25 protein-coding genes and 5 tRNA genes are annotated in these 23,767 nt (G+C 62.8%); 15 read left to right on the top strand and 15 right to left on the bottom strand.

Features of this window, described 5'->3' with window-relative positions:
- The first annotated feature begins 11 nt into the window (after positions 1 to 11).
- Positions 12 to 959 (top strand): 4-hydroxy-3-methylbut-2-enyl diphosphate reductase, encoded by a 948-nt coding sequence (gene ispH / locus ACF8EF_RS15865; RefSeq protein WP_010951872.1) that lies wholly within the window; start codon positions 12 to 14, stop codon positions 957 to 959.
- 76 nt (positions 960 to 1,035) lie between these two features.
- Here the strand turns inward: ispH and ACF8EF_RS15860 are convergent, their stop codons facing one another.
- Entirely contained in the window at positions 1,036 to 1,518 is a 483-nt protein-coding gene (locus ACF8EF_RS15860; RefSeq protein ID WP_392461580.1) for a GspH/FimT family pseudopilin, read from the bottom strand.
- 109 nt (positions 1,519 to 1,627) lie between these two features.
- On the opposite strand from ACF8EF_RS15860, the gene ACF8EF_RS15855 reads away from it, so the two are divergent.
- From ACF8EF_RS15855 to thiO, 5 genes are read left to right on the top strand one after another with little or no spacing between them, the layout of a single operon-like run.
- Complete coding sequence (locus tag ACF8EF_RS15855; RefSeq protein WP_014589583.1) at positions 1,628 to 1,810, top strand: prepilin-type N-terminal cleavage/methylation domain-containing protein; 183 nt, start codon at positions 1,628 to 1,630, stop codon at positions 1,808 to 1,810.
- Complete coding sequence (locus ACF8EF_RS15850; protein WP_392461579.1) at positions 1,807 to 2,451, top strand: PilW family protein; 645 nt, start codon at positions 1,807 to 1,809, stop codon at positions 2,449 to 2,451. The genes ACF8EF_RS15855 and ACF8EF_RS15850 overlap by 4 nt, the downstream gene beginning before the upstream one ends.
- Positions 2,448 to 2,912, top strand: coding sequence for a hypothetical protein (locus ACF8EF_RS15845; RefSeq protein ID WP_392461577.1), 465 nt, complete (start codon positions 2,448 to 2,450; stop codon positions 2,910 to 2,912). Before ACF8EF_RS15850 ends, ACF8EF_RS15845 begins: the two co-directional genes overlap by 4 nt.
- Before the next feature lies 1 nt (position 2,913).
- The gene (locus ACF8EF_RS15840) at positions 2,914 to 3,303 is read left to right on the top strand and encodes a type IV pilin protein (protein WP_392461575.1); all 390 of its coding nucleotides are present in this window, start codon (positions 2,914 to 2,916) and stop codon (positions 3,301 to 3,303) included.
- Between the two features lie 54 nt (positions 3,304 to 3,357).
- On the top strand, positions 3,358 to 4,455 hold the full coding sequence (gene thiO / locus ACF8EF_RS15835) for a glycine oxidase ThiO (protein ID WP_176685744.1): 1,098 nt from the start codon (positions 3,358 to 3,360) through the stop codon (positions 4,453 to 4,455).
- A gap of 76 nt (positions 4,456 to 4,531) precedes the next feature.
- Here thiO and ACF8EF_RS15830 read toward each other — a convergent pair whose 3' ends face one another.
- The 10 genes from ACF8EF_RS15830 to ACF8EF_RS15785 all read right to left on the bottom strand — a co-directional run bounded on the left by ACF8EF_RS15830 (position 4,532) and on the right by ACF8EF_RS15785 (position 14,434).
- Positions 4,532 to 5,941 (bottom strand): amidase, encoded by a 1,410-nt coding sequence (locus tag ACF8EF_RS15830; RefSeq protein WP_176685745.1) that lies wholly within the window; start codon positions 5,939 to 5,941, stop codon positions 4,532 to 4,534.
- 1 nt (position 5,942) lies between these two features.
- Positions 5,943 to 7,220, bottom strand: coding sequence for a Zn-dependent hydrolase (locus ACF8EF_RS15825; protein WP_392461573.1), 1,278 nt, complete (start codon positions 7,218 to 7,220; stop codon positions 5,943 to 5,945).
- Between the two features lie 152 nt (positions 7,221 to 7,372).
- Entirely contained in the window at positions 7,373 to 8,068 is a 696-nt protein-coding gene (locus tag ACF8EF_RS15820; RefSeq protein ID WP_012051120.1) for an ABC transporter ATP-binding protein, read from the bottom strand.
- Positions 8,068 to 8,820 (bottom strand): ABC transporter ATP-binding protein, encoded by a 753-nt coding sequence (locus tag ACF8EF_RS15815; protein WP_176685540.1) that lies wholly within the window; start codon positions 8,818 to 8,820, stop codon positions 8,068 to 8,070. Before ACF8EF_RS15815 ends, ACF8EF_RS15820 begins: the two co-directional genes overlap by 1 nt.
- A complete protein-coding gene (locus ACF8EF_RS15810) occupies positions 8,820 to 9,839 on the bottom strand; it encodes a branched-chain amino acid ABC transporter permease (protein ID WP_392461571.1) in 1,020 nt (339 codons plus the stop codon). The genes ACF8EF_RS15815 and ACF8EF_RS15810 overlap by 1 nt, the downstream gene beginning before the upstream one ends.
- 1 nt (position 9,840) lies before the next feature.
- On the bottom strand, positions 9,841 to 10,701 hold the full coding sequence (locus tag ACF8EF_RS15805; RefSeq protein WP_176685542.1) for a branched-chain amino acid ABC transporter permease: 861 nt from the start codon (positions 10,699 to 10,701) through the stop codon (positions 9,841 to 9,843).
- 65 nt (positions 10,702 to 10,766) lie between these two features.
- Positions 10,767 to 11,969 carry an ABC transporter substrate-binding protein gene (locus ACF8EF_RS15800; RefSeq protein ID WP_003247562.1) on the bottom strand — a complete coding sequence of 401 codons (1,203 nt, stop codon included), beginning with the start codon at positions 11,967 to 11,969 and terminating at the stop codon, positions 10,767 to 10,769.
- 90 nt (positions 11,970 to 12,059) lie between these two features.
- A complete protein-coding gene (locus ACF8EF_RS15795) occupies positions 12,060 to 12,824 on the bottom strand; it encodes a FadR/GntR family transcriptional regulator (protein WP_020192253.1) in 765 nt (254 codons plus the stop codon).
- Positions 12,825 to 13,091: 267 nt separating this feature from the next.
- Positions 13,092 to 13,322: a PP0621 family protein gene (locus ACF8EF_RS15790; RefSeq protein WP_014589594.1), complete on the bottom strand. Its 231-nt coding sequence runs from the start codon at positions 13,320 to 13,322 to the stop codon at positions 13,092 to 13,094.
- Between the two features lie 92 nt (positions 13,323 to 13,414).
- The gene (locus tag ACF8EF_RS15785) at positions 13,415 to 14,434 is read right to left on the bottom strand and encodes an outer membrane protein assembly factor BamD (protein WP_004577276.1); all 1,020 of its coding nucleotides are present in this window, start codon (positions 14,432 to 14,434) and stop codon (positions 13,415 to 13,417) included.
- Between the two features lie 147 nt (positions 14,435 to 14,581).
- On the opposite strand from ACF8EF_RS15785, the gene rluD reads away from it, so the two are divergent.
- The 8 genes from rluD (at position 14,582) to ACF8EF_RS15745 (ending at position 19,900) form a co-directional block, all read left to right on the top strand.
- Entirely contained in the window at positions 14,582 to 15,544 is a 963-nt protein-coding gene (gene rluD, locus ACF8EF_RS15780) for a 23S rRNA pseudouridine(1911/1915/1917) synthase RluD (protein WP_003247554.1), read from the top strand.
- Entirely contained in the window at positions 15,541 to 16,281 is a 741-nt protein-coding gene (gene pgeF, locus ACF8EF_RS15775; protein WP_176685544.1) for a peptidoglycan editing factor PgeF, read from the top strand. Before rluD ends, pgeF begins: the two co-directional genes overlap by 4 nt.
- A 248-nt stretch (positions 16,282 to 16,529) precedes the next feature.
- The gene (gene clpB, locus ACF8EF_RS15770) at positions 16,530 to 19,094 is read left to right on the top strand and encodes an ATP-dependent chaperone ClpB (protein WP_176685545.1); all 2,565 of its coding nucleotides are present in this window, start codon (positions 16,530 to 16,532) and stop codon (positions 19,092 to 19,094) included.
- Between the two features lie 362 nt (positions 19,095 to 19,456).
- Positions 19,457 to 19,532 (top strand) — tRNA-Asn (locus ACF8EF_RS15765).
- Positions 19,533 to 19,536: 4 nt separating this feature from the next.
- Positions 19,537 to 19,613 (top strand) — tRNA-Pro (locus ACF8EF_RS15760).
- Positions 19,614 to 19,619: 6 nt separating this feature from the next.
- Positions 19,620 to 19,695 (top strand) — tRNA-Lys (locus ACF8EF_RS15755).
- 47 nt (positions 19,696 to 19,742) lie between these two features.
- Positions 19,743 to 19,819, top strand: a tRNA-Pro gene (locus ACF8EF_RS15750).
- A 5-nt stretch (positions 19,820 to 19,824) separates the two neighbouring features.
- Positions 19,825 to 19,900: transfer RNA gene (locus ACF8EF_RS15745), tRNA-Lys, on the top strand.
- Positions 19,901 to 20,087: 187 nt separating this feature from the next.
- Here ACF8EF_RS15745 and ACF8EF_RS15740 read toward each other — a convergent pair.
- The 4 genes from ACF8EF_RS15740 to ACF8EF_RS15725 all read right to left on the bottom strand — a co-directional run bounded on the left by ACF8EF_RS15740 (position 20,088) and on the right by ACF8EF_RS15725 (position 22,890).
- Entirely contained in the window at positions 20,088 to 21,383 is a 1,296-nt protein-coding gene (locus ACF8EF_RS15740) for an NAD(P)/FAD-dependent oxidoreductase (RefSeq protein ID WP_176685546.1), read from the bottom strand.
- A gap of 84 nt (positions 21,384 to 21,467) precedes the next feature.
- A complete protein-coding gene (locus ACF8EF_RS15735) occupies positions 21,468 to 21,641 on the bottom strand; it encodes a DUF3094 family protein (RefSeq protein ID WP_176685547.1) in 174 nt (57 codons plus the stop codon).
- A 132-nt stretch (positions 21,642 to 21,773) separates the two neighbouring features.
- Positions 21,774 to 22,403, bottom strand: a complete 630-nt coding sequence (locus ACF8EF_RS15730; RefSeq protein ID WP_003247546.1) for a DUF1780 domain-containing protein — start codon at positions 22,401 to 22,403, stop codon at positions 21,774 to 21,776.
- A gap of 55 nt (positions 22,404 to 22,458) precedes the next feature.
- On the bottom strand, positions 22,459 to 22,890 hold the full coding sequence (locus tag ACF8EF_RS15725; protein ID WP_392461569.1) for a hypothetical protein: 432 nt from the start codon (positions 22,888 to 22,890) through the stop codon (positions 22,459 to 22,461).
- Positions 22,891 to 22,976: 86 nt separating this feature from the next.
- Between ACF8EF_RS15725 and ACF8EF_RS15720 the strand changes: the two genes are divergently transcribed.
- Positions 22,977 to 23,684 (top strand): energy-coupling factor ABC transporter permease, encoded by a 708-nt coding sequence (locus tag ACF8EF_RS15720; protein ID WP_392461567.1) that lies wholly within the window; start codon positions 22,977 to 22,979, stop codon positions 23,682 to 23,684.
- Positions 23,685 to 23,767 lie beyond the last annotated feature (83 nt).

The raw sequence follows: 23,767 nt of genomic DNA, 5'->3' as shown, positions 1-23,767 counted from the left end.
TGGAGCCGAGCATGCAAATCAAACTCGCCAACCCTCGCGGCTTCTGCGCCGGGGTCGACCGGGCGATCGAGATCGTCAACCGCGCGCTGGAAGTCTTCGGCCCGCCGATCTATGTGCGTCACGAAGTGGTGCACAACAAGTTCGTGGTGGAAGACTTGCGTAACCGCGGCGCCATCTTTGTCGAAGAATTGGACCAGGTGCCGGACGATGTCATCGTCATCTTCAGTGCCCACGGTGTTTCCCAGGCTGTGCGCCAGGAAGCTGCTGGCCGTGGCTTGAAAGTGTTCGATGCCACCTGCCCGCTGGTGACCAAGGTTCACATCGAAGTGGCCAAGTACAGCCGCGATGGCCGTGAGTGCATTCTCATCGGCCACGAAGGGCACCCGGAAGTCGAAGGCACCATGGGCCAGTACGATGCCAGCAACGGCGGCGCCATCTACCTTGTCGAAGACGAGGAAGATGTGGCCAACCTGCAGGTGCGCGACCCGGACCACCTGGCTTTCGTCACCCAGACAACACTGTCGATGGACGACACCAGCCGCGTCATCGATGCTCTGCGTGCGCGTTTCCCGAACATCGGTGGCCCGCGCAAGGACGACATCTGCTACGCCACCCAGAACCGCCAGGATGCCGTCAAGCAACTGGCCGGCGAGAGCGACGTGGTGCTGGTGGTGGGCAGCCCGAACAGTTCCAACTCCAACCGTTTGCGCGAGTTGGCTGAGCGCATGGGCACCCCGGCCTACCTGATCGACGGTGCCGAGGACCTGCAACGCGGCTGGTTTGACCAGGCCGCGCGGATCGGCATCACCGCCGGTGCTTCTGCGCCCGAAGTGCTGGTGCGTGGCGTGATCGAACAGCTCAAGGCCTGGGGCGCCACTGGCGCTGAAGAGCTGGACGGGCGCGAAGAGAACATCACCTTTTCAATGCCCAAAGAGCTGCGGGTTCGCTCGCTGATCTGACGGGCAGCACCACCGCCAATGCAGGGGCTGCTTTGCAGCCCCTTCGCGACACAAGACCGCTCCTGCAATGACCGCGCTAGCAGCGGTCATTGCTCTGGTCCTCCGTAAGCAACCTGACTCTGCCGCTTGATGCCAGCGCCACCTGATTTCGGCTGCGAGCAGCGGCGCGTTCGCATATTTCCAGTGTTGCGCCCAACCAGCCGTTGCCCGACATCATTGGCACGCCCAGCGCACTGAATTTGAACTGCTCACCGCGGTTGCTGGTTATTTTCAGCGGCTTTGAAAGGCGCTGTTCGCGCAGCACCTGCCGGTTATGCTCCAGCACTACCCGCCAACCATTCCCCCAATTACCGTCCAGCGCCAGCACCAGCACCGGCTGGCCTTGCAGCATGGCATGGCTGCGTGCACTGCGCAGCGCCTGCGCCAGATCACGGGCAGCCGCCGCCCGGTGTAGGTCATCGCTCATTCTGGCGTAGGCCGGCATGCCCAGTTGGGTCAGCAAGACCGCCACGGCCAAGGCCGACATCATTTGTATCAGTGTTACGCCGCGTTGCTTCACCGTGCATTCCTCCCTGGACGTGCTTGGCTATAGCTTCCTGGCGGCTGGACAAGAGGTCCAGTCGCCCAAGTTGAAAGCAATGACGGGAAAAGTCGCAGGAGGTGCAGGGATGCACGAAAGGCAAGGGGGCATGACGCTTCTGGAAGTGCTGTTGGCGGTTGTGGTCGTGGCCGTGGGTATGTTCGCCGCAGCGGGGCTGCAACTGCAGGCCTTGCAGGCTGTGGACAGTGCGCGTCGCAATGGGCAGGCGGCAATGGCGGCGCACAGCGAGCATGAACGGGGGCGTCGATGAGGCGCGGCCAACGTGGTTTGGGTTTGGTTGAGCTGATGTTGGCGCTGACGATCGGGTTGATGTTGTTGGCGGCCGCCAATCAGCTCTTTGCATCGGCTCACCAGGCCTGGCGCCTGCAAAGTACTGCGCTGCGCATGCAGGATGAGGCGCGGCAGGCGTTGCTGCGCATGGCCCAGGATATTCGCATGGCCGGCATGTTTGGCTGTTTGCGCCTGAGACCTTCCGATTTCGATGACCCGGCATTACAGCAGGTCTTCGCTCGCCCCTTGGTGATCGAAGCGTCCACCCTCAGCCTGATCGTGGCGGAGTTGCCTGGGCAAGCTGGCCGACCTGACTGGTTTCTGCACACCGATTGCCTGACCAAAGCGTCTGTCGATGCAGCGCGCAAGGCTGGGGACCCACTGGTGTACCCGGTCAGCAGGTATGTCTACCAGTTCCAGGGCGATAAGCTGAGGTTCAAACGCGGAAACAGCAAATTTCAACCGTTGGTTGATAATGTGCAGGCGATGCGTGTAGAGCGTGTGCAGATGGTGGGGGGGGAACGGGTGGATATCAGCCTGACGCTTTACGAACCCACGCTCAAGGTTCAGCAGCGCCATGAGTTGAGCGTCGCAATCCGCAACCCGGTCCCCGCTTCATGACTCACCAGCGTGGCGTGGTTCTTCTACTGGCCTTGGTCCTGAGCGTCCTGCTGGGCCTGCTTGCCACATCTGCCCTGCGCGACGCGCTGGTGGAAACGCGGATGACCGGCTACCTGAGCGATGGCCTGATGGCGCTGGAAGAGGCTGAGGCCACTTTGCTGGCTGGGGTACGCGAACTTGAACGGGCGCCCCCTGACGCTTGTAACGCGTGCCTGCCACCGCCCAGGCCGCACGATCTGGTGGGGCAGTGGCAAAGTACCCAGACCGGCTTTTTCCAGCTGCAGAATCTGGGTGTCAGCACACGTGCCGCGCACATGCCCGAAGGGCAGCCGGTTAGCCTGTTCCGGGTTACCGCCGTCAGCAAGCAAAGCCGCTCACGGCATGTGCTGGAAGCGGTCTACGCCGTGGCCGGCAATCAAACCCAACGCATCACCTGGCGGCAAAGATTGCGAGGAGACTGACATGCAGCAAGGCTTGAGCCTGATCGAGTTGTTGATTGTGCTGGCCGTGACCGGCATTCTGGCAGCCATTGCCTACCCCAGTTACAGCGACCAGCTTCGGCGAGCCGCGCGCAGCGAAGTGGTTGGCCTGCTGCATGATGCCGCCCTGCGCCTTGAGCGCCACCGCGTGCGCACTGGCCAATACGCCGAGGGCGACCTGGTCTTGCCCGAAGGTACCCGCTACTACAGCCTGCAGGCCCTGCGCGACAGTGACACCTTCACGCTGCGCGCCCGGCGGCTACCGCATGGGCTGATGGCGCAGGATGGCTGTGGCGATTTCCAGCTCGACCAGGCTGGCGTGCAGCACAATCCGGGCGCCGTTGAGCACGGCCCGCACTGTTGGGGAAGTTGAAGGTTCAATGATGCCCGGTGCATCGCGGTTTTACTTCAGGTGTTGGATCGACAGATGAGCAAGCAAGTAGTGGTGGTTGGTGGCGGGGTGATCGGCCTGCTGACGGCATTCAACCTGGCAGCCAAGGTCGGCCAGGTGGTGGTGTGCGATCAGGGCGAGGTTGGCCGAGAGTCGTCCTGGGCTGGCGGAGGCATTGTCTCGCCGTTGTACCCGTGGCGTTACAGCCCCGCCGTGACCGCTCTGGCGCACTGGTCGCAGGACTTTTATCCACAGCTGGGCGAGCGTCTGTTCGCCAGCACCGGGGTCGACCCCGAAGTTCACACCACCGGGCTGTACTGGCTCGACCTGGACGACGAGGCCGAAGCATTGGCCTGGGCCGCGCGCGAGCAGCGGCCGCTGAGTGCCGTGGATATTTCCGCGGCCTACGATGCGGTGCCGGTGCTGGGCCCGGGCTTCAAGCACGCCATCTACATGGCTGGCGTGGCCAATGTGCGCAACCCGCGCTTGGTCAAGTCGCTGAAGGCGGCGTTGCTGGCGCTGCCGAACGTGAGCTTGCGCGAACACTGCCAGATCACCGGCTTCGTGCAGGAAAAGGGGCGCGTGGCTGGTGTACAGACGGCTGATGGCGTACTGGCGGCGGATGAGGTTGTGCTCAGCGCAGGCGCCTGGAGTGGCGACCTGTTGCGTACCCTTGGCCTTGAACTGCCGGTGGAGCCCGTGAAGGGCCAGATGATCCTGTTCAAGTGCGCAGAAGACTTCTTGCCGAGCATGGTGCTGGCCAAGGGGCGCTATGCAATCCCGCGACGTGACGGGCACATTCTGGTGGGGAGCACGCTGGAGCATGCCGGGTATGACAAGACCCCGACCGGGGATGCTCTGGAAAGCCTGAAGGCATCGGCAGTGGAGTTGTTGCCTGAGCTTGAAGGCGCCACAGTGGTGGCGCACTGGGCGGGACTGCGGCCGGGGTCGCCAGAAGGCATCCCTTACATTGGGCCTGTGCCGGGGCATGAAGGGTTGTGGCTGAACTGCGGGCATTATCGCAATGGGCTGGTGCTGGCGCCGGCTTCGTGCCAGCTGTTTACCGATTTGCTGACAGGGGCCGAGCCGATTATCGACCCGGCGCCGTATGCGCCAGAAGGGCGTTTGGGCTGAGGACCTCTTCGCGGGTAAACCCGCTCCTGCACGAGCGGGTTCACCCGCGAAAGGGCCGCAGAAGCCAATACAGATTTCAGCCAGTAATCGGTGCTTGCCGGTGCCGGCTCGGATAATGCTGCTCATACACCTTGCACACCCGCAGCACTTGCTCATCAGCAAAGCGCCCGGCCACCACCTGCAGGCCCACCGGCAACCCTTCGCGGGTAAACCCGCAGGGCACCGAGGCTGCCGGCTGTTGGGTCAGGTTGAACGGATAGCTGAACGGCGTCCACTCCATCCATTGCGCCATCCCCGACCCAGGCGGCACGTTGTGTCCGGCTTCGAACGCCACCAACGGCAGCATCGGCGATACCAGCACGTCATATCGCTGATGAAAGGCATTCATCTTCGCAATCAATTCTGCCCGTGCCTCAAGCGCCTGGGTGTATTCGCCAAGGCTGATCTGTGCGCCTTGTTCGGCAATCCAGCGCAGCCCCGGGTCAAGCAACGCTTTCTGCTCATCGCTCAAGGCACTGGCCAACCGCGCCGCACCGGCAAACCACAGGGTATTGAAGGTTTCCAGCGGGTCGCTGAAGCCCGGATCCACTTCCTCTACCTGCGCACCCAGCCGCGCCAGGCGCTGCACCGCTTGCGCCACCAGTGCCTGGATCTGTGGGTCGACCTGCACGTAACCGAAATTGGCGCTGTAGGCGATGCGTAGGCCGCTCAGATCTTGCTGCTGGCTGAGCCACGGCGCCTGCCGGGGTGCGCCGGCCAAACCGTCGCGGGCATCGGGGCGCGCTACGCAGTCGAGCATCAGCACCGAGTCGTCCACGGTACGCGTCATCGGCCCCAGGTGCGACAGCACGGTCATGGCGCTGGCCGGCCATTGCGGCACATAGCCGAAGGTCGGTTTGATGCCGAAGGTGCCGGTAAATGCGCAGGGGATGCGAATCGAACCACCGGCATCGCTGCCCTGATGCAGCACCCCCAGATTTAGCGCGGCTGCTGCTGCTGCACCGCCAGACGACCCCCCAGCAGTCAGCCTGGTATCCCACGGGTTGCGGGTAATGCCGTACAGCGGGTTGTCGGTCACGCCTTTCCAGCCAAACTCTGGCGTGGTGGTCTTGCCCACCAGCACTGCACCGGCTTCACGCATGAACGCAGAGACGGGCGCATCGACCTCCCATGGCCCGGTACCCGAGGTCGTACGCGAGCCCTTGCGGGTAGGCATGCCGCGGGTCAGGGTCAGGTCCTTGATCGAGGCGGGTACGCCATCCAGTCGGCCACAGGGCTGGCCGCGCTGCCAGCGTTGTTCGCTGGCGCGGGCGGCGGCGCGGGCACCCTCGTCATCCACATGGCAGTAGGCGTTGACCGCCGGGTTATGCAGGTCGATGCGCGCCAGCACATCGTCGACCACCTCGACGGGTGACAGCTGGCGGCGCTGGTACAGTTCAAGCAGTTCGGCGGCGGTGAGTTCGCCAATCGCGGTTTTCTGGGTCATCTTAACGGGCTCCCGGGTTGGCGGCCTGGAACATGGCGCGCAACAGGACGTCGCAGCCATCGGCCAGGTCCTGGGGCGCGGCATTTTCGATTTCGTTGTGGCTGATGCCACCTTCGCATGGCACGAAGATCATCCCGGCCGGGCCCAGTTCAGCGAGGAAGATCGCATCGTGACCGGCGCCGCTGACGATATCCATGTGGCTCAGGCCCAGCGCGCGCGCCCCTTGGCGCACGGCATCCACGCACTGCTCGGCGAAGTACAGCGGCGGGAAGTCGGCTGTCGGGGTCAGCTGATAGCTCAGGCCATGTTTCACCGTGCTGGTTTCGATGGCTGCGCGCACTTCGCTGACCATGGCGTCGAGGTGCCCAGGGTCGAGGTGGCGCAGGTCGATGGTCATGTGCACCTGGCCGGGGATAACGTTGCGAGAGCCTGGGTGCAAGGTCAGGCAGCCGACCGTGCCACAGGCATGTGGCTGGTGCGCGTGAGCGACGCGGTTGACCGCAGCCACCACCTCGGCAGCGCCGACCAATGCGTCCTTGCGCAGGTGCATGGGCGTGGGGCCAGCATGCGCCTCGACACCGGTCAGTACCAGGTCGAACCATTTCTGCCCCAGGCAGCCTTGGACCACGCCGATGGTGGTGCGTTGGTCTTCCAGCACCGGGCCTTGTTCGATATGTGCTTCGAAGTAGGCGCCCACGGCATGCCCGGTAGGCAGGCGCGCGCCGGCGTAACCGATGCGCTGTAGTTCCGCGCCAACCGACAGGCCTTGGTCGTCTACCTTGTCCAGGGTTTCCTGCAGGCCGAACTTACCGGCAAACACGCCCGAGCCCATCATGCAGGGCGGGAAGCGCGAACCTTCTTCGTTGGTCCATACCACCACTTCCAGCGAGGCCTCGGTGGTCAGGTGCAGGTCGTTGAGCGTACGCATCACTTCGAGGCCGGCCATGACGCCGTAGCAGCCATCGAACTTGCCGCCGGTGGGTTGGGTGTCGATGTGGCTGCCGGTCATGATCGGCGGCAGGGCAGGGTTGCGCCCGGGGCGGCGTGCGAAGATGTTGCCGATGGCGTCGACGCTGACCGTGCAGCCGGCCTCTTCGCACCAGTGGACGAACAGGTCGCGAGCCTGGCGGTCGAGGTCGGTCAGGGCCAGGCGGCATACGCCGCCCTTGGCAGTGGCGCCGAGTTGGGCCAGGTCCATCAATGATTGCCAAAGGCGTTCGCGGTTGACCAACGGGCCTTGGCCGAGCAGGTGCTGCGAGGGATCGATGCGGGTGTTCATGGTTCATCTCTCCTGAAATTACTGGGTTGCTTGTACTGGCCTATTCGCGGGTGAACCCGCTCCTACAAAGGCCCCGCAGGGCTGAGGGTGGTGACACCTTTGCAGGCGCGGGTTTACCCGCGAAAGGGCCGGTACAGGTAAGCACGGTCGGGTCAGGCGCTAAGGGCCAGGTAACGGTTCTTGATGCTCGGGTCCTCGCGGAACTGTGCCGCACTGCCCTGGTAAGCGACGCGGCCCTGCTCCAGCACATAGTGGCGATCAGCAAGGGCATCGCAGACCATCAGGTTCTGCTCTACCAGCAGGATCGACAGCCCTTCGTCCTTGATCCGTCGCAGGATCTTCACCAGTTCATCGACAATCACCGGGGCCAGGCCTTCGGTGGGCTCGTCGAGGATCAGCAGCTTGGGGCCGTTGAGCAGGGCGCGGGCGATAGCGAGCATCTGTTGCTCACCACCGGACAGGGCAAAGCCACCGTTGCGGCGACGCTCCTTCAGGCGCGGGAACATGCTGTACACGTCCTCCAGCTGCCAGCGACTGGCCTTGCGCACGGCAATCTTCAGGTTCTCCTCCACGCTGAGCTGGCGGAAAATGCCGCGGTGTTCCGGCACCAGAGCAATGCCGAGCCGGGCGATATCGAAAATTTCGCGGCCGACCAATTGCTGGCCGTTGAAGCTGATCTGTCCCTGCCGTGGGCGGACGATGCCGAGGATGCTGCGCAAGGTGGTGGTCTTGCCTGCACCGTTGCGCCCCAGCAGCGTTACCAGTTCGCCTGCCTCGACCTTGAGCGAGACACCTTCGAGCACATGGCTCTTGTCGTAGTAGGAATGGATCGAATCGACGTTGAGCATCAGGCGGCCTCTCCAAGGTAGGCGGTGCGTACGCGCTCGTCGTTGCGCACCTGTTCAGGGGTACCCTCGACCAGGATCTGGCCGTGACTCATCACCGTGATGCGCTGGCTGATCGACATGACAATGCTCATGTTGTGCTCGATCAGCAGCACGGTATGGTCGCGGCCAAGGTCGCGGATCAGGTCGGTCATCACCGGGATGTCGTCGATGCCCATGCCCGAAGTGGGTTCGTCGAGCATCAGCAGGGTGGGCTTGGCGCAGATCGACATGCCCACTTCCAGCACCCTTTGCTGGCCGTGCGACAGCTCGCCCGCCAGGGTTTCGGCACGGGCGCTCAGTTTCAGGCGCTCCAGCACCTGGTCGGCGGTGTTCCAGTGGCTGCGCTTGTGCTCGACGCTACGCCAGAAGTTCAGCGCGCCCAGGCCATCACGGCCTTGGGCGGCCAGGCGCAGGTTCTCGCGCACTGAAAGGTTCTGGAACAGGCTGGTGAGCTGAAACGAACGCGCCATGCCAAGCGCCACCCGCCCGTGGGACGGCTTGCGAATGATGTCCTGGCCATTGAACAGGATCTTGCCGGCCGTGGCCTGACGCTCGCCGGTCAGGCAGTGGAACAGGCTGGTCTTGCCGGCGCCGTTGGGGCCAATGACGGTGTGGATGGTGCCGGCTCGCACTTTGAGGTCAACGCCCGCGACCGCCTTGAACGGCCCGTAGGCCAGCTCCAGGTGGCGGGTTTCCAGGAGGTAGTCGCTCATCACAGGGTCTCCTTGGTCTTGGCCTGGGGTTTGTCATGGGCATTGCGGGTGGCCAGCAGGCGCTTGCCCAGTTCGGTCAGGCCGCCCCACAGACCGCCACGCATGAACACCACCACCAGAATCAGGATCACCCCCAGCAGCATCAGCCAACGTGGCCAAAGTTCCGACAGCACGTCACCCAGCAGCACGATGGCGCCGGCGCCCAGCAGCGAGCCGAACAGTGAGCCGGTGCCGCCGACGATGGTCATGATCAGGATGTTCTCGCTCATCATCAGGTCGATGTTCGACAGCGGCGCAAAGTGCAGCAGCATGGCGTACAGCGCCCCGGCGATGCCGGTGATGGCGCCCGACAGCATGAACACCAGAGTCTTGAAATGGCGGGTGTCGTAGCCGATGGCGGCGGCGCGGGTCTCGTTTTCGCGGATGGCCAGCAGGGTGCTGCCGAATGGCGAACGGATCACCCGCAGGGCTGCGGCGAAGATCAACAGGAACAGCACCGCGACGAATCCATAAAAGTGCCGCGGGTCGGCCAGGTCGACCAGCACATGGCCGGCGATTTCGATATTCGGCCGTGGCACATCGAGCAGGCCGTTGTCACCCCCGGTCCAGTCGCTGAGGGTATAGGCCAGGAAGTAGGCCATCTGGCTGAAGGCCAGGGTCAGCATGACGAAGTAGATGCCCGTGCGACGGATCGCCAGTGCGCCCACCAGCAGCGCGAGGAGGGCGCCGAACACAGCTGCGCCAAGCAGCGCGGCGAACATGCCCCACTGCAGGTGGATCATCAGCAGCGCTGCGCCATAGGCGCCCACGCCAAAGAAGATGCCCTGGCCGAACGACAGCAGTCCGGTGTAGCCGAGGAGCAGGTTGCAGGCCAGTGCGGCCATGGCAAAGATCAGGATCTCGGTGGCCAGGGTGGCCGATGGCAGCAACAGCGGCAGTGCCACCAGGCTGGCAATTACCAGCGACAGCAGTGCCGGGGCGCGGCCCTTGGCGACTGGCAATGGGTTTTTCTCGCTCATCTCAGGCTCTCCCGAACAGGCCGTAGGGACGGACCAGAATCACTGCTGCCATGGCGCCATAGATCATCAGGCTGGCGCCTTGCGGCCAGAGACTGGTCATCATGCTTTGCACCACACCCACCAGCAGGCCGCCAACCAGCGCCCCGCCGAACGACCCCATACCGCCAATCACCACCACCACGAAGGCAATGCCGAGGATCTCTGGGCCGACGAAGGGCTGGGCGCCCCGTAGCGGCGCGAACAGCACACCCGCCACACCCGCCAGGCCCACGCCCAGGGCGAATGTCAGGGAGAACAGGCGGAAAATGTTGGTGCCCAACAGCGACACGGTTTCGGTGCTTTCGCTACCGGCCCGCACCAATGCGCCGAAACGGGTGCGTTCCAGCAGCAGCCACAGGCCAATACCGATCAGCGCTGCGAAGCCGATCAGGAACAAGCGGTAGTAGGGGTAGATGAAGTCGCCGAGTATCAGCACCCCGCGCAGTTCGGGTGGCACGGCAATGCTCTTGCCCACCGGGCCCCAGATCAGCACCGACGCTTCCTGGATGATCAGCGCGATGCCGAGGGTGACGAGGATCTGGAAGGTGTGTGGCAGGTGGTAGATGCGTTTGATCAACAGGCGCTCGACCGCCCAGGCCAGCGCGGCCACCACCAGTGGCGCAATCAGCAGTGCCAGCCAGAAGTTGCCGGTGACGGCCACGGCGGTGTAGCACAGGTAGGCGCCCAGCAAGAAAAACGCGCCGTGGGCGAAGTTGACGAAGTTGAGCAGGCCGAAAATGATCGTCAGGCCCACGGCGATGAGGAAGTAGATCATCCCCAGGCCCAGGCCGTTGAGCAGTTGGAACAGGTACAAATCGAGCATGAGCGTGCCCTCGACAGCGCGCTGGGCGGCTGCCTGTACAAGTGTTTGTGACTAACGCCGCAGCTTCAGGCCAGGGCGCAACCGGTGTGATCGACCTCGACGAACGAGCGGCCCGAACTGATGACTTCGGCCAGGTCGTCCTCGTCGCGCATCTGCCCCTGGGGCTTGCCTCGCAGCAGGTAGTAGTCCTTGAGCACCTGGTGGTCACCCGGGCGGATCAGTTCTTCGCCGGTCGGGCCCTGGAAACGCATGCCCTGCAATGCCGCAGACACGGCGGCCCCGTCCAGGCTGCCGGCCTTGACGATGGCCTCGAGCATCACCTTGGTGCCGATATAGTCGGCGGCCAGCGGGTAGTTGGGGTTGATGCCATAGGCCTTGCGGGTGGCGGCGACCAACTGTTTGTTCAGCGGGGTGTCGACCTGGTGCCAGTACTGCGCGCCCAGGTACACGCCCTCGAGCACGTCGCTGCCCAGCTCCTGGAACTGGTCGAGGCCGGCAGACCACACCATCAGCACTTTCATGCGGTCCTTGATGCCGAAGTTGACTGCCTGGCGCAGGGCGTTGGAGGCCTGGCTTCCGAAATTGAGCAGCACCAGCACGTCGGGCTTGGCGGCGATGGCGTTGGTCAGGTAGCCGGAGAATTCCTGCTCCTGCAACGAGTGATAGCTGTTGCCGATGTGTTCTACGCCGAGCTCGGCGAACACTTTGCGGGCGTTGTCCAGCAGGGCATCGCCGAATACGTATTGCGGGGTGATGGTGTACCAGCGCTTGGCCTGGGGCAGTTGGCGGCTCATCGGCACCAGGGTTTCGCGGATGGCACCATAGGTGGGCACCGACCAGCGGAAGGTTGAGGCATTGCAGTCCTTGCCGGTGATTTCATCGGCGCCCACAGGCGTCATGAACACGCCGCCGGCTTTGTGGATCTCCTTGGACACCGCCAGTGCCGAAGACGACAGGGTGCAGCCCTGGAAAAAGCGTGCGCCATCCTGGCCGATGGCTTCCTGTACCTTGCGCACCGCCTTGCCGGCGTTGCCTTCGGTGTCGATGACTTTGTATTTGAGCGGGTGCCCGAGCAACTGTGGGTGCTCGGCGATGGCCAGGCGCGAGCCCATGTCGGCGTACTTGCCGTAGCTGGCGAAGGCGCCCGACATGGACTTGAGCCCATAGAAGGTCAGCGGTTGGTCGGCGAATGCTCGGTGTGCCCCCAAGGGGAGGCTACCTAAGGCACCCAGGGCAAGGCCTGCCTTGAGCAGGGTACGTCTTTGCATGAGTAACTCCTTGTTTGTGGTTATTAGGCAGGAGTGGCAATGACAAAGCGGGTACGGCCGGGCCTGTGTGCAGGCCTCTTTACAGGCGCATCAGTGGTGGTGATCGAACTCCAGCAGGAAGTTACGGGCAACCTCGCCTTCCAGCGCGGTCATATGGTGCTCGGCGTCGCACATGTGTTCGTGCATCAGCCGGCGTACGGCGGGTTCGTCGCTGGCGCGCAAGGCGGTCAGCAGTTGCTTGTGGTAGTCGATGTTGGCGGCGGCGAACTGCTGGCGCTTGGGCAGGTAGGCCTTTTTCAGCACCACCAGGTCGCGCAGCAGGTCGTTGAGGAACACCGCCATGAAACGCAGCAACGGGTTGGGGCAGCGATTGGCCAGCAGGGTGTGGAATTCAAGCTCCGCCAAGCGCTGCTCACGCTGGCCTTCTTCGCTGTCTTCCGGCGCGCTGCAGAAGTCGATGTTGGCCTGCAGCGCGGCGTAATCGGCTTCGCTCAGCTTGCCCATCACCGACACCGCCAGTTCTACCTCGATGACTTTGCGCAGCTGATACACCTGCTCGCCGTCCAGGTGCTGGAAGTGCAGGTAGTTGCGCAGCGCGCGGCTGGCTGGCTCGGTGCCCACTTCGTTCAGGTAGGCACCCCCGGTCGGGCCGGTGCGCGTGCTGACCAGGCCTTCTACCTCCAGTGCCTTTAGCGCTTCGCGAGCGGTGCCCTTGGAACATTCGAAATGCTCCATCAGCTCCCGCTCGGTAGGCAGGCGGTCGCCGGGGTGCAGCGCTTCGGTGACGATCGAGCGCTTGACTGATTCGACGATCACATCGGACAGCTTCTGGCGCTTGCGTTTGGGTTTGAGCATTTCGCTATTTTTCATATTTATGCGGATAAATAGGATTTAGCGAATTTTGGCCGGACGGGTCAATGCTGGCCGGGGGGGAGGGGTCGTAAATGGTGTTAAAGGGTCGGGGAGGGATATGTGGAACACGAAATTGCAGATAAAAACTGTGGGAGCGGGCGTGCCCGCGAACACCGGCGAAGCCGGTGCCATACACCGTGGTGCCTGCTTCGCGGGCAAGCCCGCTCCCACAGATTTCGAATTGGTTTCAGGATTGAACAGGCATCGTGTTCAGCCTTGGTGGCCAGGGCCCTGCTGCAGGTGGGCCTGGCTGCAATACCACTCATTACCCTGCTGCAGCGCCCGGTCGTTGGGCAGGTGCACACCGCAATGGGCACAGCGCACCATCTTCAGCGGCGCATCCAGCTTCGCCTCGGGGTGCGACTGCTGGCTGACTTTGTATTTGCGCCACAGCCAGAACGCGGCGGCGATCAGGGCGATCCAGAAAAGTAGGCGAACCATGATGTCCAGCTTGTCGGTTGAAGAAGCCGACAGTCTAGGACGCGGCCATAAAAAAAGGGAGGCCTGGCCTCCCTTTCATTCACCACTGAAGGTCAGTCGAACAGACCAAAGGTCATGTAGCTGAACCAGGAACGGTCTTTCTCGGCTTCTTTCGGGCCTTCCGGCACGATCGGGTCGCCGTTCTCGTCTTTAGGCAGCAGCTCTCGCGGCATCTCGTCGCGCGCGTCCTGGAACTGCTTGACCACGTCCTGGTTGGCGCGGGTTTCGCCTGGTGGCAGCGGGGTATCGGTTTCGATCAGGCCCAAGGTGGCCTTGGACAGCCAGCCGCGGCCGTCAGACTCGGTCTGCTTGGGCTGGAACTCGCCATCGACCAGGCTCGGGTGGTCCGGGTAGTTGAGCTTGAGGGTTTCCAGGCTCGTGGCGGCCAGTTCGTCCAGGTGCAGCTTCTGGTACGACTCGACCATCACCGCCAGGCCGTCACCGACGGACGGGGTTTCCTGGAAGTTTTCCACCACGTAACGGCCACGGTTGGCAGCCGCTACATAAGCCTGGCGGCTCAGGTAGTAGTCGGCCACATGGATTTCGTAAGAAGCCAGCAGGTTGCGCAGGTAGATCATGCGCTGCTTGGCGTCTGGCGCGTAGCGGCTGTTGGGGAAACGGCTGGTCAGCTGGGCGAACTCGTTGTACGAGTCGCGGGCGGCGCCCGGGTCACGCTTGGTCATGTCCAGCGGCAGGAAGCGCGCCAGCAGGCCACGGTCCTGGTCGAACGAGGTCAGGCCCTTGAGGTAGTAGGCGTAATCGACGTTCGGGTGCTGCGGGTGCAGGCGGATGAAGCGCTCGGCGGCCGATTTGGCTGCCTCGGGCTCGGAGTTCTTGTAGTTGGCATAGATCAGCTCGAGTTGCGCCTGATCGGCATAGCGGCCGAACGGGTAGCGCGACTCCAGGGCCTTGAGCTTGTTCACGGCGCTGGTGTAGCTGGAGTTGTCCAGATCAGCCTGGGCCTGCTGGTACAGTTCGGCCTCGCTGAGGTTCTCGTCAATGACCTCTTTATTAGAGGAACAGGCCGCGGTAAGCCCGAGGATGGCGATCAGCAGCAGGTGTTTCACTCGCATGGCGGCTTGCGTCCCTTTGACGGCCGCTGTCTTGGGCGGTGCCGTCCTGTTATGATGAGCGCCCCGGCCAACCCCGGGACAAAAGAAGCCGTATTTAACCACAAGCTCGCAGCCGAAACCAAAGGCTGTGCGCCCGCCGAATCGAGCATGTCCGAGATCATTCAACTTAGCGCAGAGGTACCGTCCGAACTGGGCGGCCAACGCCTCGACCAGGTCGCCGCCCAATTGTTCGCCGAGTACTCGCGTTCGCGGCTAACTTCGTGGATCAAAGAGGGCCGCCTGACGGTCGATGGTGCAGTCGTGCGCCCTCGAGACCTTGTTCATGGTGGTTCTCTGCTTGCCCTGGAGGCCGAGCAAGAGGCCCAGGGCGAGTGGATCGCAGAAGATATCGAACTGGATATCGTCTACGAAGACGACCACATCCTGGTGATCAACAAGCCTGCCGGGCTGGTTGTGCACCCGGCGGCCGGGCATGCCAGCGGCACCCTGCTCAACGCGCTGCTGCACCATGTGCCAGACATCGTCAACGTGCCGCGCGCCGGTATCGTGCACCGCCTGGACAAGGACACCACCGGCCTGATGGTGGTGGCCAAGACCCTGCAGGCGCAGACCAAGCTGGTCGAGCAGATGCAGGCCCGCAAGGTCAGCCGCATCTACGAGTGCATCGTGATCGGCGTGGTGACTGCCGGTGGCAAGATCGATGCGCCCATCGGCCGTCACGGCGGCATGCGCCAGCGCATGGCTGTAACCGACGGCGGCAAGCCGGCGGTCAGCCACTACCGCGTACTCAAGCGCTTCCGCTCGCACACCCATGTGCGGGTCAAGCTGGAAACCGGCCGTACCCACCAGATTCGCGTGCACATGGCCCATGTGGGTTTCCCGCTGGTTGGCGACCAGACGTACGGCGGGCGCTTCCGTATTCCGCCCGCTGCCAGCCCGACCATGGTCGAGGCGGTCAAGACCTTCCCGCGCCAGGCGCTGCATGCGCGTTTCCTCGCCTTGGCCCACCCGATTACCGGTGAAGTCATGAAGTGGGAATCGCCACTGCCGGATGACTTCGTCTGGTTGCTGTCGCTGTTGAACCAGGACCGCGAGAGTTTCATCGGATGAGTGACCTGACGCAGGCGTTGCTATTCCCCGACTGGCCGGCCCCGGCCTCGGTTCGCGCCTGTGTCACCACCCGTCAGGGCGGCGTCAGCCTGCCGCCCTATGAAACCTTCAACCTCGGCGACCATGTTGGGGATGACCCTGCCGCAGTCGCCGAGAACCGCCGCCGCCTGAGCGAACAGTTCGCCATCCAACCGGCCTGGCTCAAGCAGGTGCATGGCCTGGTGGTGGCGGATGCCGACCCGGCCGTGGTGGCCGAGGCCGATGCCAGCTGGACCCGCCAGCCAGGCATTGCTTGCACCGTGATGACCGCCGATTGCCTGCCTGCGCTGTTCTGCGACCGCGCGGGCACCCGCGTGGCGGCGGCACATGCGGGCTGGCGCGGGCTGGCGGGTGGCGTGCTGGAAGCCACGCTGGACCGGCTGGCGCTGCCGCCAGAAGAGGTGCTGGTGTGGCTGGGGCCTGCCATCGGCCCGCAAGCGTTCGAAGTGGGGCTGGAAGTGCGTGATGCCTTTACCGCCGTGCACCCGCAAGCAGCTCGGGCATTCGCCGACGGCGAACGGCCAGGCAAGCTGTTGGCGGATATCTATGAGCTGGCGCGTATTCGCCTGGCTGCCCGTGGCGTGACTGCTGTTTATGGCGGTGGCTTGTGCACGGTCAGTGATGCACGGTTCTTCTCCTATCGCCGTACCCCGCAGGGTGGGCGTTTTGCATCGTTGGTCTGGCTGGACCCGCGCTAGCCGGTACCGGCCTCTTCGCGGGCATGCCCGCTCCCACAGAGATGCCATAAACGTTGAAACCGGTGGTGTACCTGTGGAAGCGGGCATGCCCGCGAATGGCCCCATTAATCCAACAGGTTGACTTCGGTCAACCCCGCTAAGCTTGAATCTTCCAGAATCAGCCTTATCTATAAGGTCATCTCAGGCAGGTTTCTTCATAAACAGGCGCTGTCCATCGCTCCGACCTGCCCTTTAAAGGAAGGTACACCATGCGAATAGACCGTTTGACCAGCAAGCTGCAACTTGCAATATCCGATGCCCAGTCGTTGGCCGTTGGCATGGACCACCCTGCCATCGAGCCCGTGCACCTGTTACAGGCGCTGCTCGAACAGCAGGGCGGCTCCATCAAACCGCTGCTGATGCAGGTGGGCTTCGACATCAATAGCCTGCGCCAGGGGCTGGTGAAAGAGCTCGACCAACTGCCAAAAATCCAGAACCCTACCGGCGACGTGAACATGTCGCAGGACTTGGCACGCCTGCTTAACCAGGCAGACCGTCTGGCACAGCAGAAGGGCGACCAGTTCATTTCCAGCGAGCTGGTGCTGTTGGCCGCCATGGACGAAAACAGCAAGCTCGGCAAGCTGCTGCTGAGCCAGGGCGTGAGCAAAAAAGCGCTGGAAAATGCCATCAACAACCTGCGTGGCGGCGCGGCAGTGAATGACGCCAACGCCGAGGAATCGCGCCAGGCGCTGGACAAGTACACCGTCGACCTGACCAAGCGTGCCGAAGAGGGCAAGCTGGACCCGGTCATTGGCCGTGACGATGAAATCCGCCGTACCGTGCAGGTGCTGCAACGCCGTACCAAGAACAACCCGGTGCTGATCGGTGAGCCTGGCGTGGGTAAAACCGCCATCGCCGAAGGCCTGGCCCAGCGCATCATCAATGGTGAAGTGCCGGACGGCCTCAAAGGCAAGCGCCTGCTGGCGCTGGACATGGGCGCGCTGATTGCCGGTGCCAAGTACCGCGGCGAGTTCGAAGAGCGTTTGAAAAGCCTGCTGAACGAACTGTCCAAGCAGGAAGGCCAGATCATCCTGTTCATCGACGAACTGCACACCATGGTCGGCGCCGGCAAAGGCGAGGGCGCCATGGACGCCGGCAACATGCTCAAGCCGGCCCTGGCCCGCGGCGAGCTGCATTGCGTAGGTGCCACCACGCTGAACGAGTACCGCCAGTTCATCGAGAAGGACGCCGCCCTGGAGCGCCGTTTCCAGAAGGTGCTGGTCGAGGAGCCGAGCGAGGAAGACACCATCGCCATCCTGCGTGGCCTGAAAGAGCGCTATGAAGTGCACCACAAGGTGGCCATCACCGACGGTGCAATCATCGCTGCGGCCAAGCTCAGCCACCGCTACATCACCGACCGCCAGCTGCCGGACAAGGCCATTGACCTGATCGACGAAGCGGCCAGCCGCATCCGCATGGAGATCGACTCCAAGCCGGAAGTGCTCGACCGTCTTGATCGTCGCCTGATCCAGCTGAAGGTGGAGTCGCAGGCGCTGAAGAAAGAAGAAGACGAAGCGGCGAAAAAGCGCCTGGAGAAGCTGACCGAGGAAATCGAGCGGCTGGAGCGTGAGTATTCCGACCTGGAAGAAATCTGGGCTTCGGAGAAAGCTGAAGTGCAGGGCTCGGCGCAGATCCAGCAAAAGATCGAGCAGTCTCGCCAGGAGCTGGAAGCCGCCCGTCGCAAAGGCGACCTGAACCGCATGGCCGAACTGCAGTACGGGGTGATCCCGGACCTGGAGCGCAGCCTGCAGATGGTCGACCAGCACGGCAAGACCGACAACCAGTTGCTGCGCAACAAGGTCACCGAGGAAGAAATTGCCGAAGTGGTGTCGAAGTGGACTGGCATTCCTGTGGCCAAGATGCTTGAAGGCGAGCGCGAGAAGCTGCTGAAGATGGAAGAGTTGCTGCACCAGCGCGTGATTGGCCAGGGCGAAGCGGTAACCGCCGTAGCCAACGCCGTACGCCGCTCGCGTGCCGGGCTGTCCGACCCGAACCGGCCAAGTGGTTCGTTCCTGTTCCTCGGCCCGACCGGTGTGGGCAAGACCGAACTGTGCAAGGCGCTGGCCGAGTTCCTGTTCGACACCGAAGAGGCGATGGTGCGCATCGACATGTCCGAGTTCATGGAGAAGCACTCCGTGGCACGCCTGATCGGTGCACCACCAGGCTATGTAGGGTACGAAGAGGGCGGTTACCTGACCGAGGCCGTGCGGCGCAAGCCTTACTCGGTGGTGCTGCTGGATGAGGTGGAAAAAGCCCACCCGGATGTGTTCAACGTGCTGCTGCAGGTGCTGGAAGACGGCCGCCTGACCGACAGCCACGGGCGCACCGTGGACTTCCGCAACACCGTGATCGTGATGACCTCCAACCTGGGCTCGGCGCAGATCCAGGAACTGGTGGGTGACCGCGAGGCACAGCGTGCGGCAGTGATGGATGCAGTGGGGGCGCACTTCCGTCCGGAGTTCATCAACCGCATCGACGAAGTGGTGGTGTTCGAGCCATTGGGCCGCGAGCAGATTGCCGGTATCACCGAAATCCAACTCGGCCGCCTGCGCAGCCGCCTGCTGGAGCGCGAACTGTCGCTGAGCCTGAGCCCAGAGGCGTTGGACAAGCTGATTGCCGTGGGTTACGACCCGGTATACGGCGCACGGCCGCTGAAACGGGCGATCCAGCGCTGGATCGAGAACCCGCTGGCGCAGCTGATTCTGGCCGGCAAGTTCCTGCCCGGTACGGCGATCACCGCCAAGGTGGAAGGCGACGAAATCGTCTTTGGCTGATTGCGTTGCACCATGAGCCCCGCGTTTGCGGGGCTTTTTCTGCCTGTTGCCAATGCCGGCACAGCCCAGCTATTTCGGGCCTTTGCGCCAACCCCGGATAACCGCCTGAAATTTTTGAAATTTTTGCTTGCATCAAATTTAGAGTGCCCCTAATATACGCCGCGTTGTCAGGCACTAAGCGAATCACCAGCAACATCAGTGATCGCAAAACAACTTACAAATCAGTAAGTTGAATGAAAAAAAGTGGTTGACAAGCAAAACGAAGAATGTAGAATAGCCGGCCTCAGCAGCGACAACGCGAAAGCGAAGAAGCTAAAGAGTCCGAAGCGAACACAGTCTTCGGAGTTGTACCGAAGTTCAGTTCCGCGATAGCTCAGTCGGTAGAGCAAATGACTGTTAATCATTGGGTCCCTGGTTCGAGTCCAGGTCGCGGAGCCAATCTCGGGGTGTAGCGCAGTCCGGTAGCGCGCCTGCTTTGGGAGCAGGATGTCAGGAGTTCGAATCCCCTCACCCCGACCATTTTCCGGGTCGTTAGCTCAGTTGGTAGAGCAGTTGGCTTTTAACCAATTGGTCGTAGGTTCGAATCCTACACGACCCACCATGTAGAAAAGGGCATCTCCAAAGAGATGCCCTTTTTTTTGAAACACTCGGGGTGTAGCGCAGTCCGGTAGCGCGCCTGCTTTGGGAGCAGGATGTCAGGAGTTCGAATCCCCTCACCCCGACCATTTTTGGGTCGTTAGCTCAGTTGGTAGAGCAGTTGGCTTTTAACCAATTGGTCGTAGGTTCGAATCCTACACGACCCACCATGAACAAAGGGCATCTCGCATGAGATGCCCTTTTTCATTTGCCCTGAATAAATGCGCCCATCGGTGCAAATCCCACCTGTTTGCCACACCGCCCCTTTGTAGGAGCGGGTTCACCCGCGAATGCGGCAGTGCAGCCACCATCGCATTCACAGGTAAACCCGCGCCATACAGGGCATGGGGGCGCCTGCTAGTGCAGCTTCAGGCGCGGCTCGGTACCCCGGCCAATCTTGCTGCCCAGCATCATCAACGCCGTGCGGAAGAACCCGTATAGCGCCATCTGGTGCATGCGGTACAGCGACACATAGAACATCCGCGCCAACCAGCCTTCCAGCTTCACGCTGCCCATCAGGTTACCCATCAGGTTGCCCACCGCCGAGAATCGCGACAGCGAAACCAGCGAGCCGTAATCCTTGTACTCGTAAGTGGGCAGGGCCTTGTTCTCCAGGCGCGCCTTCAGGCTTTGCGCCAGCATCGAAGCCTGCTGGTGCGCCGCCTGTGCACGCGGCGGCACGTTGCGGTCGCTGCCTGGTTGCGGGCAAGCGGCGCAGTCACCGAAGGCGAAGATGTTGTCGTCGCGGGTGGTCTGCAGGGTAGGGCGCACGACCAGCTGGTTGATGCGGTTGGTTTCCAGGCCATCGATGTCCTTGAGGAAACCTGGCGCGCGGATACCGGCTGCCCACACTTTCAGGCTGGCCTGGATCACTTCACCGTCCTTGGTTTTCAGGCCGTCCTCGGTCACTTCACTGACTGCGGCGTTGGTCATCACCTTCACCCCGAGTTTTTCCAGGGTCTTGTGAACCGGGACGCTGATGCGCTCCGGCAGCGCCGGCAGAACGCGCGGGCCCGCCTCGATAAGGGTGATGTGCATGTCCTTGGGCTGGATGCGGTCCAGGCCATAGGCCGCCAGCTCGTGAGCCGCGTGGTGCAGCTCGGCCGCCAGCTCTACACCGGTGGCACCGGCGCCGACAATGGCAACGCTGATTTTCTCGCTGGCCACGTCGCCGGCGTGGGCACGCAGGTAGTGGTTGAGCAGTTGCTGGTGGAAACGCTCGGCCTGCTTGCGGGTATCCAGGAACAGGCAGTGCTGCGCTGCGCCCAGGGTGCCGAAGTCGTTGGTGTTGGAGCCCACGGCCATGACCAGGGTGTCGTAGCCCAGGGTGCGCGCGGGCAGCAGCTCGCGGCCCTCTTCGTCGAGGGTGGCTGCCAGTTGAATCTGCTTGCCTTCACGGTCCAGGCCGCTCATGCGCCCCAGCTGGAAATTGAAGTGGTTCCACTTGGCCTGAGCCACGTAGTTCAGTTCGTCTTCCGAGGAGTTCAGCGAGCCGGCGGCCACTTCGTGCAGCAGTGGCTTCCAGATGTGCGTGAGGTTGGTGTCGACCAGGGTGATTTCGGCCTGCTTGCGCTTGCCCAGGCTTTTACCCAGGCGGGTCGCCAGTTCCAGGCCGCCGGCGCCGCCGCCGACAATCACGATGCGATGAGTCATGGGAATATCTCATAAGGTTTACGGAATTCGTGGCCCTGGGGGCCGGCCGCAAACTGCACGAGGGGAGGGCGAGCGCGAAGCAGCTCATAGCACCAGTCCACTCAGCAGGCGGCTGAGGAGACCCAACCCGATGGTCACGGCCAGCACCAGCACAAGGAGCAGCCACGGCCGGAAGGGCCTGCGCTCGACTTGGTGCTGGGGGGCTCGCAGATACTCATCGACACGACGCTGATCTTCCGGGTTCAGGCGGCTGGTCATGGTGGGCCTCGTCAGGTAGACGTTTGTGACTGTGCAAACGCTACAGCGTTCGCGCAGGCGCTTGAAACAAATGATAATGCTTTCTATCCCTGGCGCCGAGTGTACGCCATCGCAAACAGTCGCTGCACTGGATCAAAGACTGATGCCTACGTCGAAGACGATGCTGCGGCCCAGGTTGCCGCGCAGGAAATCTGGCGCATCGGGGTGGGCAAACAGTACCCGGGCAAAGGTTGGCCCGACCAGCGACAGCGAGCGCCAGCCTTGGCGCAGGTATTCGGTAGGCGGCGGGAAGTGGGTGTTGAGGTCGAGCACTTCGCGCTTGAGGCTGGAGAACGCGATGATGTCCAGCTCGTTCAGCTCCAGCCCGCGTTCCCGGTAATTGTGCGCCTTCTTGCGCAAGGTGGGCGCCAGGCGCCCCAGCAGTTCGGTGGCACTGATGCGCCGTGGGCGTGCTTCGCGGCGTACCAACTGCGCCAAGGAAAACGCACTGCGTCGCCGCTGCAGCTCCTCGCGCCATTCATCGTTCAGCCGGCGGCCCTCGTCGAGCACGAAAAACACCTCGAAGGCGGCGTCGCGGAACAGCACGTCTGGTGGCTCCTGCCCGGCCGGGGTGAAGTCCTCGCTGCGGTAGGGAATGTTCAGCCCCTGCAGCAGGCGCTGGCACACCCATCGCTCCCGCTCCCACTTACGGGCGTTGGAGAGAAAGGCATTGGCTTGTTCGGCCTGGATGGTAAGCAGGCGCAGATAGTCTGAGTCATCCATGCAGACAAGCTTAGCCGCTAATCGATGACGGTAAGATGCTGTTTAAGCGTGAGAATCAGCCCAGCACCGGCCACTGCTGCACCAGTCCGACCAGATGCACCAGGCCAAAGCCCAGGCAGATCAGCGAACTGACCACGATAAAACGCTGCGAACGCCCGGTGGCCGCCAGCAATACTGGCCCCAGCAGACCGCGTAGCAAATACACCAGGGTGATCAGGCAAATGACTGGCAGCAGCAAGGGCAGCCGCCCGATCGCCCCGGCAGCCGACAGCGCATAGGCCGACCAGGCCAGCAACACGCAGGCGATGGCGGCGGTGATCAGCGCCGGGTAGCAGCGGCCCTTTTCGGCGGCCACCGCCATGCGCTCGCCGGCCCCGAACAAACGGTACCAACGCGGCCCCACGGCGATGATGGCCAGGTGAATTACACCGATGATGGCGTTGAGTGCCGCTGCCAGTAGCAGGGCGGGGTTGGTTCCTTCCAGCATGACCAATGCTTCCTGCATCGAATGGAAGCGTCAGCCTACCGCAGCCGAAGGCAGGGGAGAATGGGTGTAGACTCGGTTTTATCCACATGGCTGCAAAGGGTATTGTTCAGGTGATCAGCGCGCAGGTGTTATCCGGCACCACCCTTACCCTTGGCTGGCTGGGTTATGTGCCGTTGCTGATCTGGGCGGTCAGCCAGGTTCGCTGGGTTGAACTGTTTACCGACCGGCGCCGCCAGCATTTGCTGTTTGGCACGGTGTTCTGCCTGTTTGCGCTGTGGCTGGTGCGGCGCGACTTTGATACCGGGGTGTCGTACCACTTTATTGGCATGACGGCGGTCACCCTGTTGCTGGACTGGCCGCTGGCGGTGCTGGGTGGGTTCATGGCCCAGCTCGGCTTGCTGGCGCTGGGGCGTCAGGACCTGGCGGCGCTGGGGTTGAATGGTTTGTTGCTGGTTGGCTTGCCGGTGCTGATTACCGAGGTGTGCGCGATAGTGGTCGAGCGCGCCCAGCCGCGAAACCTGTTCGTTTATATCTTCTGTTCGGGGTTCTTCCCGGCAGCGCTCACCGTGCTGGTTTGCGTACCGGCGGCGCTAGGGTTGTTGTGGCTCGACGGGCGGTTTGCCCTGCCGGAATGGCTCAGCGACTTTGTCGGCTACCTGTGGCTGATGATGTTCCCCGAGGCGTTCATCAACGGCATGGTGATCAGTGCGCTGGTGGTGTTTTGCCCCGAGTGGCTGGAAACCTTCAACCGGACGCGGTACCTGCAGGCGCCGTGGAAGGAAGAGGAGCGATGATCATGCGGCGGCTCTGCCATCACATCTAAAACCTGACGCGGTCTTTGTGGGAGCGGCCTTGTGTCGCGAAAGGGCTGCGAAGC

The sequence above is a fragment of the Pseudomonas sp. zjy_15 genome (assembly GCF_043101865.1).
GTDB classification, from domain to species: domain Bacteria; phylum Pseudomonadota; class Gammaproteobacteria; order Pseudomonadales; family Pseudomonadaceae; genus Aquipseudomonas; species Aquipseudomonas putida_Y.
The sequence above is the reverse complement of the archived record's forward strand: the minus strand, read 5'-3'. Positions and strand labels throughout refer to the sequence as shown.